At 61.2% G+C, this 17,027-nt stretch carries 14 protein-coding genes and 2 pseudogenes; 4 read left to right on the forward strand and 12 right to left on the reverse strand.

Going from position 1 to position 17,027, the window contains the following annotated elements:
* Position 1 precedes the first annotated feature (1 nt).
* The 8 genes and pseudogenes from prcA to ACTAQJ_RS03250 form a co-directional block, all read right to left on the reverse strand.
* The gene (gene prcA / locus ACTAQJ_RS03215; RefSeq protein WP_431115289.1) at positions 2–709 is read right to left on the reverse strand and encodes a proteasome subunit alpha; all 708 of its coding nucleotides are present in this window, start codon (positions 707–709) and stop codon (positions 2–4) included.
* Position 710: 1 nt separating this feature from the next.
* Positions 711–1,520, reverse strand: a complete 810-nt coding sequence (prcB, locus tag ACTAQJ_RS03220; RefSeq protein ID WP_431115287.1) for a proteasome subunit beta — start codon at positions 1,518–1,520, stop codon at positions 711–713.
* 80 nt (positions 1,521–1,600) lie between these two features.
* Positions 1,601–1,804: a ubiquitin-like protein Pup gene (locus ACTAQJ_RS03225; RefSeq protein ID WP_216925702.1), complete on the reverse strand. Its 204-nt coding sequence runs from the start codon at positions 1,802–1,804 to the stop codon at positions 1,601–1,603.
* A gap of 117 nt (positions 1,805–1,921) precedes the next feature.
* A complete protein-coding gene (gene dop / locus ACTAQJ_RS03230; protein WP_498702145.1) occupies positions 1,922–3,541 on the reverse strand; it encodes a depupylase/deamidase Dop in 1,620 nt (539 codons plus the stop codon).
* Between the two features lie 50 nt (positions 3,542–3,591).
* Positions 3,592–5,402 (reverse strand): annotated as a pseudogene (arc, locus tag ACTAQJ_RS03235) (proteasome ATPase).
* A gap of 97 nt (positions 5,403–5,499) precedes the next feature.
* Positions 5,500–6,587 (reverse strand): annotated as a pseudogene (locus tag ACTAQJ_RS03240) (tRNA (adenine-N1)-methyltransferase).
* 119 nt (positions 6,588–6,706) lie between these two features.
* The gene (locus ACTAQJ_RS03245; RefSeq protein WP_431115283.1) at positions 6,707–7,870 is read right to left on the reverse strand and encodes a site-2 protease family protein; all 1,164 of its coding nucleotides are present in this window, start codon (positions 7,868–7,870) and stop codon (positions 6,707–6,709) included.
* Positions 7,871–8,590 (reverse strand): HAD family hydrolase, encoded by a 720-nt coding sequence (locus ACTAQJ_RS03250; RefSeq protein ID WP_498700644.1) that lies wholly within the window; start codon positions 8,588–8,590, stop codon positions 7,871–7,873. It lies immediately after the preceding gene.
* 122 nt (positions 8,591–8,712) lie between these two features.
* Between ACTAQJ_RS03250 and ACTAQJ_RS03255 the strand changes: the two genes are divergently transcribed.
* Complete coding sequence (locus tag ACTAQJ_RS03255; RefSeq protein ID WP_431115281.1) at positions 8,713–9,618, forward strand: PAC2 family protein; 906 nt, start codon at positions 8,713–8,715, stop codon at positions 9,616–9,618.
* Here ACTAQJ_RS03255 and mshC read toward each other — a convergent pair.
* The gene (gene mshC, locus ACTAQJ_RS03260) at positions 9,615–10,892 is read right to left on the reverse strand and encodes a cysteine--1-D-myo-inosityl 2-amino-2-deoxy-alpha-D-glucopyranoside ligase (protein ID WP_498700648.1); all 1,278 of its coding nucleotides are present in this window, start codon (positions 10,890–10,892) and stop codon (positions 9,615–9,617) included. The genes ACTAQJ_RS03255 and mshC overlap by 4 nt on opposite strands.
* 15 nt (positions 10,893–10,907) lie before the next feature.
* Entirely contained in the window at positions 10,908–11,741 is an 834-nt protein-coding gene (locus ACTAQJ_RS03265) for an undecaprenyl-diphosphate phosphatase (RefSeq protein ID WP_431115279.1), read from the reverse strand.
* Between the two features lie 51 nt (positions 11,742–11,792).
* Between ACTAQJ_RS03265 and ACTAQJ_RS03270 the strand changes: the two genes are divergently transcribed.
* Complete coding sequence (locus ACTAQJ_RS03270) at positions 11,793–12,725, forward strand: aldo/keto reductase (protein ID WP_498700651.1); 933 nt, start codon at positions 11,793–11,795, stop codon at positions 12,723–12,725.
* A 12-nt stretch (positions 12,726–12,737) separates the two neighbouring features.
* Here ACTAQJ_RS03270 and rfbA read toward each other — a convergent pair whose 3' ends face one another.
* Positions 12,738–13,604: a glucose-1-phosphate thymidylyltransferase RfbA gene (gene rfbA / locus ACTAQJ_RS03275; protein WP_431115277.1), complete on the reverse strand. Its 867-nt coding sequence runs from the start codon at positions 13,602–13,604 to the stop codon at positions 12,738–12,740.
* Positions 13,605–13,658: 54 nt separating this feature from the next.
* On the opposite strand from rfbA, the gene rfbB reads away from it, so the two are divergent.
* Together rfbB and ACTAQJ_RS03285 are read left to right on the forward strand one after the other, a co-directional pair.
* Positions 13,659–14,657: a dTDP-glucose 4,6-dehydratase gene (gene rfbB, locus ACTAQJ_RS03280; RefSeq protein ID WP_431115276.1), complete on the forward strand. Its 999-nt coding sequence runs from the start codon at positions 13,659–13,661 to the stop codon at positions 14,655–14,657.
* 3 nt (positions 14,658–14,660) lie between these two features.
* Positions 14,661–16,070, forward strand: a complete 1,410-nt coding sequence (locus tag ACTAQJ_RS03285; RefSeq protein ID WP_498700655.1) for a sugar nucleotide-binding protein — start codon at positions 14,661–14,663, stop codon at positions 16,068–16,070.
* On the opposite strand, the gene ACTAQJ_RS03290 is transcribed toward ACTAQJ_RS03285, so the two are convergent.
* A complete protein-coding gene (locus ACTAQJ_RS03290) occupies positions 16,062–16,922 on the reverse strand; it encodes a glycosyltransferase (protein WP_498700657.1) in 861 nt (286 codons plus the stop codon). The two genes, ACTAQJ_RS03285 and ACTAQJ_RS03290, sit on opposite strands and share 9 nt — an antisense overlap.
* Positions 16,923–17,027 lie beyond the last annotated feature (105 nt).

A 17,027-nucleotide genomic window follows, 5' to 3' on the forward strand; every position in this document is an offset into this window, starting at 1 on the left:
CTCAAGCCTCCTCTGTGAGCAACTGTGTCATGTCCTCGGGAAGCAGACGCCGGAAAGCCCGGCGGGAACCCCTGTGACTCTCCGAAGCGCGGTCCAGGACTGCCGCTTCGACGGCGGTCGCCGGGAGGGCATCGGCTTCCTTGTCTGTCGCCAATGCGCGCAAAGCCAATCTCATGGCCCCGGCAAAACCAAGCTCAGGCTCCCAAGCCCCGCTGACGACGTCGGAAATCTGATCGGCAAGTCCGCCCATCACGACGAAGCCGTTCTCATCGGCAATCGAACCATCAAAGGTGAGCCGGTACAGGTGGTCCTGCTCCTGCGTCGGGGCGACTTCAGCCACGGCCAGTTCCACTTCAAAGGGCTTTTGTTCGGCGGTGAACACGGCGCCGAGGCTCTGCGCGTAGACGCTGGCCAGTCCCCGGGCGGTCACGTCTTCGCGATCGTAGGAGTAGCCGCGGACGTCCGCGTACCGTACCCCGGCCTGCCTCAGGCTTTCGAACTCGTTGTACTTGCCCACCGCCGCGAAGGCGATTTTGTCGTAGATCTCGCCGATTTTGTGCAGCGAAGGTGACGGGTTCTCAGCAATCAGCGCGATGCCATCAGCGCAACTGATCACCACTACGGAACGTCCGCGGGCAATGCCCTTCCGTGCGAAGTCCGCACGATCCTTCATCAGCTGTTCGGGCGAGACATAGAACTGCTGCGTCATGTCAGGCCTCCCGTCCGGCGATGGCACGGGATTCGACGATGGCACCGGCTATCGCCGCCAGGTCCCGTTCAGGTACCCGGCGATTACCGGCACGGTCGACCGTGTAAACCACTGGCCACAGCTGGCGGACGGGGTCCGGGCCGCCCGTTGCGGAGTCGTCGTCCGCGGCGTCATAGAGGGCCTCAACCGCGACGGCCACAGCTTGTTCTTCCGAAAGGTTCGGCTTCCAGAGTTTTTTCAGGGCCCCGCGTGCAAAAACAGAACCGGAACCCACTGAGTGGTGTTCCTGTTCTTCGTAGCGCCCACCCGTTACGTCGTAGGAGAAAAGCCGCCCGGTGCCCGATACGTGGTCGAAACCGGCAAACAAGGGAATCACCGCCATTCCCTGCATTGCCATGGGCAGGTTGCCGCGGATCATCGCACCCAAACGGTTCGCCTTGCCCACCAGGCTAAGGAGCGTGCCCTCAATCTTCTCGTAGTGCTCCAGTTCCACCTGGAAGAGCCGCGTAATATCGATCGCCAGGCCGGCGGTACCGGCAATGCCCAGAACTGAATACTGGTCCGCGGGAAAGACCTTCTCAATGTGCCGGCTGGCGATCACGTTTCCCATGGTTGCCCGCCGGTCCCCCGCCATCAGCACGCCGCCGGCATACGTCAAGGCGACGATGGTGGTCGCATGCGGCGAGGACGGTACGGTGCCGGCAGGCAACGTTTGGTTGAAGGGAAGGAGTTCGGGACGCGAGCGTTGAAGGTGCTCCGTGAATGAAGACGTTGCCTGGGTGGCCAGGGGGCCGGTTGATGGGTCCTGCATTGCTGCACTCCTTCGACTCTGCATTCCGATGCCCGGCGGCCTCGCGCCGGCCGGGCAGTACATAGGTTGTCCGGGTCCGCTTACTGGCCGCCCTTTTGGACGAAGGCCCTGACGAACTCTTCAGCGTTGGATTCCAGGACGCCATCGATTTCGTCAAGGAGATCGTCCACACCCTGTGTCGCGTCCGAGGCCTGGGCTTCGGGTGCTGCCGGTGGGGCCTCCGGGACGTCTACTTCAGTCTCGGTGTCCCGTGACTGCGGTTGCTGCTGTTCCTGAGCTGCCATTTCATTCTCCCTACTGTCAGCCCCCGTTTGTGGGGACTTCCTACTGCCATATTGCCACGCCGTGGGCTGCTGCGCCCGGCTTTGCCGGGGCACCATTTTTCCCCGTGCCTGAACGCCTCAGTCCTTGGGCGGCGGCGGTTTTTGGCCCAGCAATTCGGCCAGGAACGAGCCTGCCTCCTGATGCCGGTCAAAGAGCGCTCCTGTGAGCGCGCGGGTTCCCCGAAGCGGTTCGCGGGTGGGGACGCGCTGCAGTTTCCCAAGTCCCGGAACATCGAAGATGACCGAGTCCCAACTGGCGCCCACAACGTCTTTGCCGAAGCTGGAAACGCACCGTCCGCGGAAATACGCGCGCGTATCCGACGGCGGTTCACCCACCGCCCTGGCGATGTCGGCGTCGTCGACGATCCGGATCATCCTGTCCCTGGACAGCATCCTGTAGTAAAGACCCTTTTCCGGCCGGATATCGGACCATTGGAGATCGACCAACCCGAGCCTGGCATCGTCCCAACCAAGGCCGTCCCGGTTCCGGTACCCCTCAAGGAGGGATTTCTTGGCTACCCACTCCACGGATGACGCAGCAGCAGCGGGGTCGCTGCCCAGCACTGACAGGGTGGATTCCCAGCGCTCAAGGACGCCATGCGTGTGCCCGTCGCCAGTGACGGAATCGGCAACTCCGGTCTCTTGCGCCAGCTTTGCGGCGGCTTCGTAGTACATCCACTGGATGTCCAGGGCGGTCACCCTTCGTCCGTCCAGCAGTCTTACGGTAGTGGCCAGGGTTGTGTCATGACTGATGGCCTGCAGCGCCTGAACGGGTTCATGGACTTCGATGCGGGGCGCCTGGCCAGCTTCAATGAGGCTGAGAACCATGGCCGTGGTGCCGAACTTCAGATAGTTCGAAACCTGGCTGAGGTTCGCATCGCCGATAATGACGTGAAGCCGCCGATACTTATCCGCGGTGGCATGGGGCTCGTCCCGGGTGTTGATGATGGGGCGGCGGATAGTGGTCTCAAGGCCGACCTCAGCCTCGAAGAAGTCTGCCCGTTGGCTGATCTGGTAGCCGGCAGTGGAACTGTCCTGTCCGATCCCCACACGCCCGGCACCACAAATCACCTGCCTGGACACGAAGAATGGTGTGAGCCCCCGGATGATGTCGCCAAAGGGAACTGAACGGGGCATGAGGTAGTTCTCGTGCGAGCCATAGGACACCGATTTGTTGTCAGTGTTGTTCTTGTAGAGATTGATCGGCGGAAGGCTGGTGTCTGCCGCAACTTTCCTCACCGTGGCAAGTGCGACGAGATCGCCGGCGGCATCCCAAGCCACCGCATCCCGTGGGTTGGTGACTTCAGGGCTTGAGTATTCCGGGTGTGCATGGTCCACGTAAAGGCGCGCGCCGTTCCCGAGGACCATGTTCATGAGGAGCGAACCGGACTCGTCCTGGCCATCCAGTTCCAGTTCCTGGCGGCCATAGGCCAACGCAACTGCCTCGGCGTCGAGCACTGGCGGTTGGTCAGTCAACTGGCTGGGATCGGCGGACGCCCGGTCAACGGTCCAACCGCGGGCATCGTGCAGAGGTTCTTCGTCCGTGTAGTCCCAACGGGTTTCCGCTCCCCCGGCGGCACGTTGGCGCGTGACCGTGGCATAGGCCTGGATGATCCGGGCGGACATCATGGTGGCGTTCGCCCCGGGCGCTGATGGCGCATGGATTCCGTACTCGGTTTCGGAACCCATGACGCGCATGGCGCCACCCACAGGCAACCTTTCCCCGGGCACACCCTCGGTTCTGGCCGTCACAGGTACTGACCCGTGTTGGCTGTGGTCTCGATCGACTTGCCAGGTTCCTGGCCGGCCTTGCCTTGCACGATCGTACGGATGTACGTGATCCGTTCACCCTTCTTCCCTGAAATTCTTGCCCAGTCGTCAGGGTTTGTGGTGTTCGGCATGTCCTCGTGTTCCCGGAATTCATCCACCACTGCACGCAGCAGGTGATCGATCCTCAGACCCTTCTGATGGTTGGTCAGCAGGTCCTTAATGGCGTACTCCTAGCCCTGTCCACGACGTTCTGAACCACGGCGCCTGAGTTGAAATCCTTGAAGTACAGCATTTCCGTATCACCGTTGGCGTACGTGACTTCAAGGTATTCGTTCGACTTCTCGGTGGAATACATTGCCTCCACGGTGCGCTGGATCATGGCGTCGACAGTAGCTTGGACGTCCCCGCCGTACTCGGCCAGGTCCTGTGCATGGAAAGGCAGGTCCGTGGTGATGTACTTGCCAAAGATGTCTGCAGCGGCCTCGGCATCGGGTCGCTGGATCTTGACCTTTACGTCAAGGCGGCCCGGCCGGAGGATCGCGGGATCGATCATGTCCTCGCGGTTTGAGGCACCAATGACGATCACGTTGTCCAATCGCTCCACGCCATCAATCTCGCTGAGCAGCTGCGGGACGATGGTGGTTTCGACGTCCGAAGACACGCCAGTGCCACGGGTGCGGAACAGCGAATCCATTTCATCGAAGAAAACCACCACGGGGCTGCCATCGGACGCTTTTTCCCTGGCGCGGGAGAAGATCAGCCGGATGTGCCGTTCGGTTTCGCCAACGTACTTATCCAGGAGCTCAGGACCCTTGATATTGAGGAAGTAGCTCTTGAGGTCGGTGTTGCCTGCGCGCTCAGCGGCACGGGCTGCCAGGGAATTGGCCACAGCCTTGGCGATGAGGGTCTTGCCGCAACCTGGCGGACCGTAGAGAAGGATGCCCTTGGGCGCCTTGAGCCCGTGTTCCCGGTACAGGTCAGGATGCAGGAACGGGAGTTCAACAGCATCGCGGATCTGTTCGATCTGGGGACCAAGGCCGCCGATGTCCTGATAGGTGATGTCCGGGACTTCTTCCAGGACAAGGTTCTCCACCTCAGCGCGCGGGACTTTCTCCAGCGCATAGCCGGTGCGCGAATCCAGTGAGAGCGCGTCTCCTACCTTCAGGTGCACGCTTTGCAACGCTCCGGAAAGGCGGACTACGCGTTCCTCGTCGGCCCGGCCAACTACCAATGCACGGTCCTTGCCCAGCATCTCCTTGAGCGTAACGAGTTCACCCGCCCGTTCGTAGCCGAGTCCGGCAACCACCAGCAGGGCCTCATTCAAGAGGACTTCCTGGCCAACGGCGAGCTGGTTGACATTTACCAGCGGGCTGATGCCAACACGCATCTTGCGGCCCGCATTGAAAATGTCCACGGATTCCTCCGTGGCCGCCTGGCCGGAACTTCCCGGGCCCGGCTGCCTGCGGGGGTTGATCTGTACCACTGTTCCGAAGCTGTAGGGCGGCTGCCCTTCCTGCTCCAACGCACCCTTCAAACGGAGGATCTCGCTCTTCGCCGTTTCAAGCATGCTGACGAGCTTGCTGTTGTTCTGGGTGGCGGCGGCAAGCTGGCGGTCGATGTGGCGAAGCTTGTCCCGAAGGATGTTGATCTGGCGTTCGGCCACGGTCAATTCACTGGATGGGTCGGGCGGTTGGATGGCGGCAAGCCTCCGGTTTGCTGCCTCTTCAGCAGCGGCGTTAGCTTCCTCCGGTGTCGGCCGTCCAATGTCGTTGTTGTTCGACGTATCCACGATTCATCAGCCCCTTCCTGCGCTTAACAAGACCTTAGTCCCGAAAAGCTCAGGGTGCTCTGGTGACATCCGGAATGCGGACCCTATTGTGACCTTTTCAGTTTGTGACCGAGGGATCGTCCTGGACGTTGGTTCCGGCGATGGCATCACGTGCGGCGCGCCGGAGTTTCTTGTCCGATACGGCACGCTCCCCTACTGCTCCCGGAGTCCAAGCGTTCAGGTCTTCCTCGCTGAATTCGGTCTTGGATGGGCGCCGTTTGACGGAGATTCCAGTGACGCCGTCCGCGAGCCGCCTGGTGACCAGGAGGAATCCAGTGTGGGCAACCATGCGGTGGTCCGGGCGCACTGCAAGTCCTTCAAGGTGCCAGCCGCGGACCATGGATTCCCAGGCATCCGGCTCGGTGAAGCGTCCATCAGCCCTGATGGCCTCGGCGGTGCGGGAAAGCTGCGTCACTGTTGCCACGTAATTGATCCAGACGCCACCTGGGGCCAGAACAGTTGCCACAGCGTCAAGGCACTCCCAGGGAGCAAGCATATCCAGCACTACCCGGTCTACGGAGCCAGGTGCTTCGGCACGGACCACTTCTTCCTGGAAGTCACCCAGGGAGATCTGCCAAGCGGGGTGCGGGCCACCGAAAATCGTCTCGACGTTCCCCGGGCGATGTCCGCGAATTCTTCCCGGCGCTCAAAGGAATGGAGGTAGCCGCCGTCGCCTACTGCACGGAGCAGGGAAATGGACAGCGCACCGGAGCCCACGCCAGCTTCAACAACGCGCGCACCGGGGAAGATATCTGCCATCGTGACAATCTGGCCGGCATCCTTCGGATAGACAACCGCCGCGCCACGAGGCATGGACAGGACGAAGTCCGAGAGGAGGGGACGCAGCGTTTGGTACTGCTGCCCGATGTTATTGCTGACTACCGAACCATCAACCTTGCCGATTATTTCGTCGTGGTTCAGGAACCCGCGGTGGGTATGAAAAGCTCCCCCCACCTCAAGCGTGATGGTGTTCATCCGGCCACGCTCATCGGTGAGCTGCACCCGCTCGCCCACGCGGAAAGGCCCACGGCGCCGGGCTGCCCCGGTTGGTTGCGTGGCAGAGTCAGTGGCTGGCTTGTCGATGCCTGTGTCCGCGCCCGTGACAGTGCCTGCGCTTGTCTGCGCCGCGGCGGTTTCGCTGCTCATGTGGTGTTCCTCGCTCCTGGGCGGCTGCGCCGCCATGTGTTGCTGCCGTATGGGCGCCGAAAAGGATGGTTTGTTTTGTCTGTTTTATGGACCGGCACGTAACTCTACCGGCAAGGGCGTTAGGCGCGCCCGCTGCCCCGGGCTTCTTTACCTGTTATCGCTGTCACTACTGCCTGCTGGCGGAGCAACCCGGTCACGGTTCCGTTGTGGTCCACCACAGCGTATTCGCCACCCTCCAGCCGCGCCAGATACTGGATCAGCTCCTGGCCCTTGGACCATTCCGGGACGTACGCGCCGGCCGCCAGGGCATGCGCTACGGCGGTGACCGGCGTGGTCGCTATGGCCTCGGGAGGAACCGCGGCGGCCGCGCCCGGATCCACCACTCCCTGCGGTTTTCCGTCAGGTCCGCAAATTACGACCGCGGGACTCCCGGCCGGTGATACCACCAGGACGTCCGCCACAGTAGCCGCGTTCGGGAGGCCCACTGCGGGCTCCGCGAGCCCGGCCGCGCTCACCAGGTAAAGGCGGCTGCGGAGTTTTGCATGGTTGATTGAGCTCGATGCGCCCATCCACAGGAAACCGCAAACAAGGACGGTGATGAGCATGAGGCTGATGTCAAGGGGCGCGCCGGTGAGGAACGGCACTCCGATGAACCAAATGACAAGTGCGGCGACGATGACGCGGCCTGACCATCCTGCCGCAATGGTTCCCTTGTCCTGGCTGCCCGTGGCCTTCCATACCGCCGACTCCACCAAGCGGCCGCCATCCAAGGGCAAACCGGGAAGAACGTTGAAGATGCCAATAAGGAGGTTGGCCCACATCAGGATGTTTGCCAGGATTTCCGCGACGCCACCGAGGATGCCTGAAGAAAGGACAGCCCACATGCCGCCGGCCAGGACAAAGTTCGACACCGGTCCGGCAAGGGCGACGATGACAGAGCGTCCCGGGGATGCGGTGAAGCTCTCGAATTGGGTGTGGCCACCCCACAGGTTCAGGACAATCTTTTCCGTTGGCCAGTTGAACGCTTTGGCGCTGAGCGCATGGGCAAGCTCGTGGACCAGGACGGAGAGCGCCAGCAGCAAGGCATAGCCGAGGGCAACAAAGTAGGCCCAGATGCCCAGGTTGGGCATTCGCACCAGCAGGGCAGGCCCATAGACGATGACGGTGAAGCCGGCGATAACGAACCAGGAGTATGCGAGGTACACGGAGATTCCGGCGATCTTCCCCAGCGGGATGCCGTCCCTTTTGGTAACGGCATGGTGTGGCGTGGAGGAGCTGCTCACCTAGTTTGCCCCTTCAAGCAGGTTTCCTGGTGCGAAGCGATCGGCAACCAGCTGGCTGACGTCTGCTGCGGACCGGCCCACCAGGGTTTCCCACATGACCATGCCAGGGTACTCGGGCAACGGAACCTGATGCGGGATGCCCACTGTCAGTACGCCCGATGCCAGGGCAGCCGTGGCGCCAGGAATGGAATCTTCCAACGCAACACAGTGATCGATGGTCAGTGACGGGTCGTCGAGCCGAAGCCGTTCAACGGCCGTGAGGTAGGCCTCCGGATGCGGTTTGCCGTTGGTGACGGTGTCTCCCGTGACCAGGAATTCGAAGTAGGGCTTGGGGAGGCTTTCAACGATAACGCCGGCCAGCGGACCCTCGGACATGGTAACGAGGGCACAACGGATGCCTGCCTGGTGCAATTCGTCCAGCAACTCGCGTGCTCCCGGGCGCCAGGGAACTTCATTTCGGATGTGCATGATCACCTGTGCGCTGAGCGTATCCACGATTTCCCGGGCTTCAAGGCGGACTCCTGCAGCTTGGAGCACTGCGGCGGAGTGCAGCAGGGACTGGCCCACCAACTGCATGGCCTGCTGGTGTGACCAGGTCCCACCATGCGCCTCCACGAGTGCCCGCTCGGCGGCGATCCAGTAAGGCTCAGTGTCCACAAGAGTGCCATCCATATCCCAGAGCACGGCTTTGAGGAGGGGCTGACTGGATGACGAAGGCATGGTTTCAAGTCTACGTGGAAGCCGGGGCGCTTCCCGACGGGCTTGCGCTGTGGGCGAATACAGGACACGCTTCGGCGCGAAATGCCATGCATCCACACGGGACTTGGACGTAGGGTGAGTGGATGAACAGTGTGGACGGGACCCCCGAAGGACAGGACATCACCGCGGAGCCCGAGCGTTTCCTTAAGGAACCCGCGGAGGGCCAGCGCGTCACCGTAATGATCGCCGCGTTTGAAGGCTGGAACGACGCCGGTGAGGCCGCCAGCGATGCGCTGCACTATTTGAACAAGCTCTGGGACGGCAAGAAGGTTGCCACAGTGGACGCCGAGGAGTACTACGACTTCCAGTTCACCCGGCCCACCGTGCGGCGCACGTCCTCCGGCGCGCGCAAGGTCAAATGGCCCTCAACTCGGATCTACAAAGCGTCAGTTCCGGACAGCAATGTGGACGTGGTGTTTGTTTTGGGCACCGAACCTTCATACCGCTGGCGCGCCTACACAACCGAACTCCTGGTCCATGCCGAGGCACTGAAGGTGGACTCGGTGATTCTTGTGGGTGCGCTGCTGGCCGACGTTCCCCACAGCAGGCCTATTCCGGTAAGCACCACCACGGAAGACAGTTCACTTCGGGAACGCTTGAACCTGGAGGCTTCCCAATACGAGGGGCCCGTGGGCATTGTGGGTGTGCTGGCTGAGTTTGCCATGCTGGCAGGGCTGCCAACAGTTTCCCTGTGGGCAGCGGTCCCCCACTATGTCGCACAACCACCCTCGCCCAAAGCCCAACTGGCCATCCTTCACAAGATCGAGGACCTCCTCCAGGTTCCCCTGGACAGCCAGGCCCTGGCGGAAGAGTCCGAGGCTTGGGAACGCGGAGTGGACGAACTTGCCACCGAAGACCCTGAGATTGCCGCCTACGTGCGCCAGTTGGAGGAAGCCAAGGACACAGCGGACCTCCCGGAGGCATCAGGCGAATCCATTGCCCGGGAATTCGAGCGGTATTTGAAGCGACGCGGTAAGGACCGGCCCTAAAGCTCCACGCCGAGCAACGCGTCGACGGCATCGCCCATAAGTGCGGCGTCGATCCCGGACACCGGGGCGTTGTTCCGCAATGCCTCCTCAGCCCAGAGATCGACGGCGGCAATGGCTCCGGGAGCGTTGAGGTCGTTGGCCAATTCCAGGCGCATGGCGGCGACGAGTGCTCCGGCCGAACCGGCAGGGGCAGCGTCGCGGGCATTGCGCCACCGGGCGAGCCGATCCTTTGCTGCCCCGAAGTCCGCCTCAGTCCAGGACCAATCAGAGCGGTAGTGGTGGGCGAGGATCGCAAGGCGGATGGCTGCTGGTTCTTCGCCCGCAGCACGGAGCTTGGAGACAAGAACCAGGTTGCCCTTTGACTTGCTCATCTTTTCGCCATCAAGGCCCACCATGCCGGCGTGGGCATAGTGGCGGGCAAGTGGGACGCCCGCCAGTGAGTAAGCATGTCCTGCTCCCATTTCGTGGTGCGGGAACACGAGGTCGGAGCCGCCGCCCTGCACGGTGAAAGGGGCGGGCAGGTATTTCTGCGCGATAACCGTACACTCGATGTGCCACCCGGGACGGCCGTCGCCCAAGGTAGCCCCCGGCCAGCTGGGCTCGCCTTCACGTGCTACCCGCCAGAGCAAGGGATCAAGCGCCTGGCGTTTGCCGGCCCTGTCCGGATCGCCGCCACGCTCAGCAAAGAGGGCAAGCATTTCCGCTTCGCCGAGTCCTGAAACGTCGCCCAGCGTCCATGCATCAGTGGCGTCGGATCGTTTGCCGGCCATTTCGACGTCGTAGTAGACATCGCCGTCGGGTTCGCCGTCTGTACCTTGTACGCGGTAGGCGACGCCGTCGGCAATAAGGCGCTCGATGGCGGGCACAATGTCCGGGATTGCTTCGACCGCGCCGATGTAATGATTTGGGGCGAGGACGTTGAGGGCGTCCATATCAGTGTGGAACAGTTCAATCTGGCTCTGCGCCAGGTCACGCCAGTCCACGCCGGTGGCGGTGGCGCGCTCAAGCAGCGGGTCATCGATGTCCGTAACGTTCTGAACGTAGGCCACCCGGATTCCGGCATCGCGCCAGGCCCTGTTGAGGAGGTCGAAGGCCACATAGCTGGCGGCGTGGCCCATGTGCGTGGCGTCGTACGGCGTAATGCCGCAGACGTACATCGATTGTTCCGGCTGCGGCTCTATCTCCGCGACACGGCCAAGGGCGGTGTCGAAGAGGCGTAGTTGCGGCATTGTGCCGGGCAGCTCAGGAACAGGGCGGGAAGTCCACGATTTCACGACTCAACCTTAGTGCTAGGCGCTGATCACATTGAAACCGAGCAGGACATACAAGGCCAGGCCGAGAAGGATGCGGTACCAGACAAAGAGCCTGTAACTGCGTGTGGAGACGAACTTAAGGAACCAACCAATGATCACGTAGCCCACCACGAAAGCGATGACTGTGGCCAGGGCTGTCTCCGGGAGGCCGTAGGGACCGGCCAGGCCCTCCTTGGAAACCGTTTTGTACAGCTGGTAGAGGCCGCTGCCGAAAACCGCCGGAATGGCGAGGAGGAACGAGTAGCGGGCCGCAGCTTCACGCGTGTACCCCATCAGCAACCCGGCAGTGATGGTTCCGCCGGAACGCGAAACACCGGGAATAAGCGCCATTGCCTGCGCAAAACCGTACAGAATGCCGTGCTTATAGCTGAGCTGTGTGAGATCCCGTTCCTGGCGGCCAACGGCGTCGGCAACTGCCAGGATCATGCCGAAGACAATGAGCATGGTGGCAACTATCCACATGCTTCGCAGGACCGACTCGATCTGGTCCTGGAACAACAAGCCGAGAATGATGATGGGAAGGCTGCCCAGGATCACCAGCCATCCCATGCGGGCGTCCGGGTCGTTTCGTGGGACTTTTCCGCCCAGGGACCTGAACCAGGCCCCGATGATCCGCACAATGTCGCGCCAGAAATAGACGATGACCGCCGTCTCCGTACCCAGTTGGGTGATGGCCGTGAAGGCGGCTCCGGGATCGGCTGCATTCGGAAGGAATGAGCCCACGATCCGCAGGTGCGCGCTTGAGGAGATCGGGAGGAATTCGGTGAGGCCCTGCACCAGGCCCAGCAAGGCTGCTTCTATCCAGTTCACGTGAATAGACCCTACGTCATGAAGACTGGGAACTCCCCGTAAGCTATCAGCATGCAGCAGCGTTATGTCGGGAACAGCGGGTTCCGTGTCTCCTCTTTGTCCCTCGGAACAATGTCCTGGGCGCAGGAGACGGATGAGCAGGACGCTGCCGAATTGCTCCACGCTTTCGTGGACGCAGGAGGCACCGTGATCGACACCGCTGCATCGTATGCCCAAGGCCAGGCTGAGGCGATGTTGGGCTCCATGTTGGGTGATGTCGTGGCTCGCTCCGAAGTCGTGATTTCTACCAAAGCCGGTGTCTCGTCGTCGGAATCCAGGCGCAACATCAACGCATCACGCGGTGCCCTGTTGTCAGCGTTGGACGCCAGCCTGGCAAGGCTTGGAACCGATTACCTCGATATCTGGTTCGTTCATGAGTGGGACCCGAATGTTCCCTTGGACGAGACTCTGTCAGCACTGGAGCTCGCGCAGAGGTCGGGACGTGCCCGATACGTGGGAATTTCCAACTACAACGGGTGGCAGACAGCGAAAGCGGCGGCAGTCGCTGGTTTCACGCTGGTAGCCAACCAATCCGAATATTCCCTGGTGCAGCGAAAGGCGGAGGAAGAGCTCATTCCTGCCGTCGAGGATGCCGGGCTCGGCCTGATGGCCTGGGCTCCCCTGGGCCGTGGTGTCTTGAGCGGAAAGTACCGGGGCCAGATTCCCGCGGATTCCCGTGCTGCGCAGAGCAGGCTTGCTGCGTACGTTGAAACATACCTTGAACCGAAGGCATCACGGGTAGTGGAGGCCGTCGCCATGGCCGCGCGGGGTCTGGGGCGATCGCCACTGGACGTATCGCTGAGTTGGTTGCTTTCGCGTCCCGGCGTTGCCACGGCGATAGTGGGAGCCCGGAACGCCGTCCAGCTCAAGGAATTGCTGGATGCCCAGTTGACGGTTCTCCCTGCCGAAATTTCGCGCGCTTTGGAGGACGTCTCGGCGGTATAGCCCTCGAGGTCCTTACTGGCGGTCGAGGATGTCCAACAGGTAGCTGCCGTAGCCGCTCTTGGCGAGCTTGGACGCCTGTTGGCGGAGTTCGTCGTCGTTGAGGTAGCCCATTCGCCACGCCACCTCCTCCGGCGCTCCGATCTTCAGGCCCTGCCGGTTCTCGGTGGTTCGGACATAGTTTGACGCATCGTTGAGGTCACTGAAGGTTCCCGTATCCAGCCAGGCGGTCCCGCGGGGGAATTTCTGCACATGGAGCCTTCCGAGCTCCATGTATTGCCGGTTGATATCCGTGATCTCCAGCTCCCCCCGAGGGGAAGGTTTGAGGTCTTTTGCCATGGCGACGACGTCATTGTCGTAGAAGTACAGGCCCGGCACCGCGTAGTTGCTCTTTGGGGACGCGGGCTTTTCTTCGATGGAGACGGCCAGACCATCGTCATCGAATTCCACGACGCCGTAAGCACTAGGATCCTTGACCCAGTAACCGAAAATCGCGCCGCCTTCAACGTCGGCGTACTTGCGGAATTGGTTACCCATCCCGGGACCGTTGAAGATGTTGTCCCCCAGGATGAGCGCTACTTTGCCATTGCCAATGTGCTGCTCCCCCAGGATGAATGCCTGGGCCAATCCATCAGGCGTGGGTTGTTGTGCATATGTGAGGTTTATGCCGAATTGGGATCCGTCGCCCAGTAAGTTCTCGAACTGGGGCGCATCAGTGGGTGTAGTAATCACCAGAATGTCCCGAATACCGGCAAGCATCAGCGTGCAAAGCGGGTAATAAATCATGGGTTTGTCGAATACGGGGACTAATTGCTTGCTGATTCCAAGCGTTATTGGGTGAAGCCGGGAGCCCGTGCCGCCTGCAAGAACGATGCCGCGCATATTAGCTGTCCCTTCCCGCTGCACATAGCCCCAATTGGCGGCTACGCTATGGCCATGCAGAGAATCCTTGTCACCGGCGGGGCCGGATTCATTGGATGCAACTTTATCCACTACATCATGGGGCACTCACGCCTCCATGTCACGACCCTGGACAAACTCACCTATGCCGGAAACATCGAGTCCCTCGCCGGCCTGCCTCCTGAACGCTTCGAATTCGTCCAGGGCGATATCTGCGATGCCCGGCTGGTAGACCGCCTGACGGCAGCCGTTGACGCCGTGGTCCATTTTGCGGCTGAATCACACAACGACAATTCACTGCAGGATCCCCGGCCGTTCGTGGACACTAACCTCGTAGGTACGTTCACGCTCATTGAAGCGGCGCGGAAGCACAGTACCCGCTTCCACCACATCTCCACAGATGAGGTGTATGGGGATTTGGCCCTGGAAGATCCGCAACGGTTCACCGAGGGGTCGGTCTACCGGCCCACGAGCCCCTACTCGGCAACCAAAGCCGGTTCAGACATGTTGGTTCGGGCCTGGGTTCGTTCCTTCGGCCTCCAAGCGACCATCAGCAACTGCTCGAACAACTATGGGCCCTATCAGCACGTGGAGAAATTCATCCCACGACAGATCACCAACATCCTGGATGGCAACCGTCCCCGCCTCTACGGCAACGGCCACAATGTGCGGGACTGGATCCATGTGGAGGACCACTCCTCGGCCGTGGCGGCAATCCTGGAACGTGGGCGGATTGGTGAAACGTATCTGATCGGTGCTGACGGTGAGCAGTCCAACCGGGACGTCGTGGAGAAGCTGCTTCGGCAGATGGGACAGTCTCCTGAGGCCTATGATCTGGTGACTGACAGGCCTGGTCATGATCTTCGGTACGCGATTGACTCCAGCAAGCTTCGAAAGGAACTTGGTTGGGTCCCCCGGTTTGCAGACTTCGACGCCGGCTTGGCTGACACTGTGTGCTGGTACCAGGACAACGAAGCTTGGTGGCGGCCCCAAAAAGCTGCGACCGAAACCAAATATGCAGATCAAGGCCACTAACCCATGGAACCGGCTGAATTGACATCCCGCGGTACGCCGATCCCTGGCCTGGTGCTTTTCGAGCTGCCGGTCCACGGAGACCACCGAGGATGGTTCAAGGAGAACTGGCACCGTAGCAAGATGATGGCTTTGGGCCTGCCGGATTTTGGGCCTGTGCAGAACAACATCTCTTTCAATGCCAAACGCGGGACCACGCGGGGTATCCACGCCGAACCGTGGGACAAGTTCATCTCCCTCGCCTCAGGACGGATCTTTGGTGCGTGGGTGGACCTGCGGGATGGGCCTACGTTCGGAACGATGTTCCATGCCGAGCTGACGGCCAAGGACGCTATCTTCGTTCCGCGCGGTGTGGGCAATGCTTTTCAGACCCTGGAGGATGACACCGCCTACACCTACTTGGTCAACGACCATTGGAGCGCCGGCGCCCAGGCCGAATATACGTTCCTGAACGTTGGCGACGAAAACGTCGCTGTCCCGTGGCCCATACCCTTGGAGCAGGCCATCCTTTCACCGCAGGACCGCAACCATCCGAGGCTGGCAACAGTCACGCCCATGCAATCCAGGCGGACGTTGGTACTCGGCGCGGACGGACAATTGGGGAAAGCGCTCAGACAGGAGTTCGACGGCGACCCAACGGTGGACTTTGCGGGGCGGGCCCAGTTTGATATCTCGGCAGAGAATTCCTATCTCGCCACCGATTGGCGCAAGTACTCCACCATCATCAACGCCGCCGCCTTTACGGGAGTCGACGCCGCGGAGACAGCGGAAGGCCGCACTGCTGCCTGGAGCATCAACGCAGCCGCAGTGTCCCGCTTGGCCAGGACCGCCGTCGAACATTCACTGACGCTTGTTCATGTATCCAGCGACTATGTGTTCGACGGTACGGCCGCCGTGCACCGGGAGGACGAGGCCCCCGCTCCCCTGGGTGTCTACGGGCAAAGCAAAGCCGCCGGAGACGCTGCCGTTGCTGCGGTGCCGCGGCACTACATTGTGCGGAGCAGTTGGGTAGTGGGCGAGGGCCGCAACTTCGTCCGTACCATGGCTGGACTGGCCGCGAAAGGCGTGACGCCCACAGTGGTGGGTGACCAATGGGGGCGGCTGACATTTGCCTCTGATATTGCCGCAGGTATCAGGCACCTGATCAGCCAACAGGCACCTTACGGAACGTACAACCTCACCAGCGACGGCGAGCCGCAGTCCTGGGCGGAAATTGCACAGGACGTCTATCGCCTCTGCGGTGCGGATCCTGGAAAAATCACCACCATCAGCACTTCCGAATACGCAAAATCCGGGACGGCGCCGCGCCCAGGCAGCAGCGTGCTGGACCTTTCGAAAATAAAGGAAGCGGGCTTCACTCCGTCCATGTCGCATTCCCGCTTGGAAGCATACCTGCGTTCCGGAACGTCACTTTGAGACGAAGGTTCCCGCTTTCCGCGCTACGAGGGTCTTGGTCAAGTCCCTGAGCCGCGATGGCTTTCGGAGCAGGCGCAGGAGAATTTTCCAGGCGCCCAGGACCCTGTCCACGCTGCGGCTGAACAGTCGATCATCCACGTCGAGGGACACAGAAAAGTGCGGGGCAATGCGTCGGGCACTCGTCCGCAGGCCGACGACCTCGTTGAGGACGTTACCGCCGTGGATCACCTGCAACCACATCGGGTGTGCGGTCCGTACATTCAGGACAGGGGCATATGCATCGATCCGGTAATGATGTTCAACGAACACGGTGGCCGGACTGTGGTTCGTAACCTGCTCTATCAAGCTCGAAAATGGATTCATCGTGTAGGGGCGGACGTAAAGTTTCCGCCCGGCATACTGCGCACCGTTCACGAGATTAACGAAGGTTTTGTCCTGTTCCGTGAAACAACTTTGAATTGTCTGAATAAAGTCGTTTGCTACTGCGTCGTCGTTGTCCACCCGCGTGGTGATGACGTAGGGCGTGGCACTAAGTTGGCCAATTGTCCGGCTAAGGAATTCCTGCGACCAGGCACCCTCAACGTAAACGGCGCAAAAGACGCCTTGGGACAGTTTGTCAATTTCCTGCCTCAACCACAGGGGTGACAGGGAGTCGAGGAAAACCAGCCAAGTAAACCGGGTTTCCGTTTGATTCCGGAAGCACGGGATGCAGTACATTTCAAAGAGTTGAAGGCGCTCGCGAAGCCATGCGTCCGTGGGCTCTGCCTTGTGATAAAAGCTGCGGACATTGAAGCGTGTCAGAACAAAATGCGTTGCCGAGCCCCCCAAACAGTCTGTGATCTCGCTGCCCATGTCCGTCCTCTACGTGGTCAGAGTTGGTCCCCTCGGTGTCGACATTACGCATCCTCTCCCGGCAGGGGCCGGCAGGCAATACCCTGCGGCTGCGGACCTTCCCAT

Source organism: Arthrobacter sp. alpha11c, from assembly GCF_054149985.1.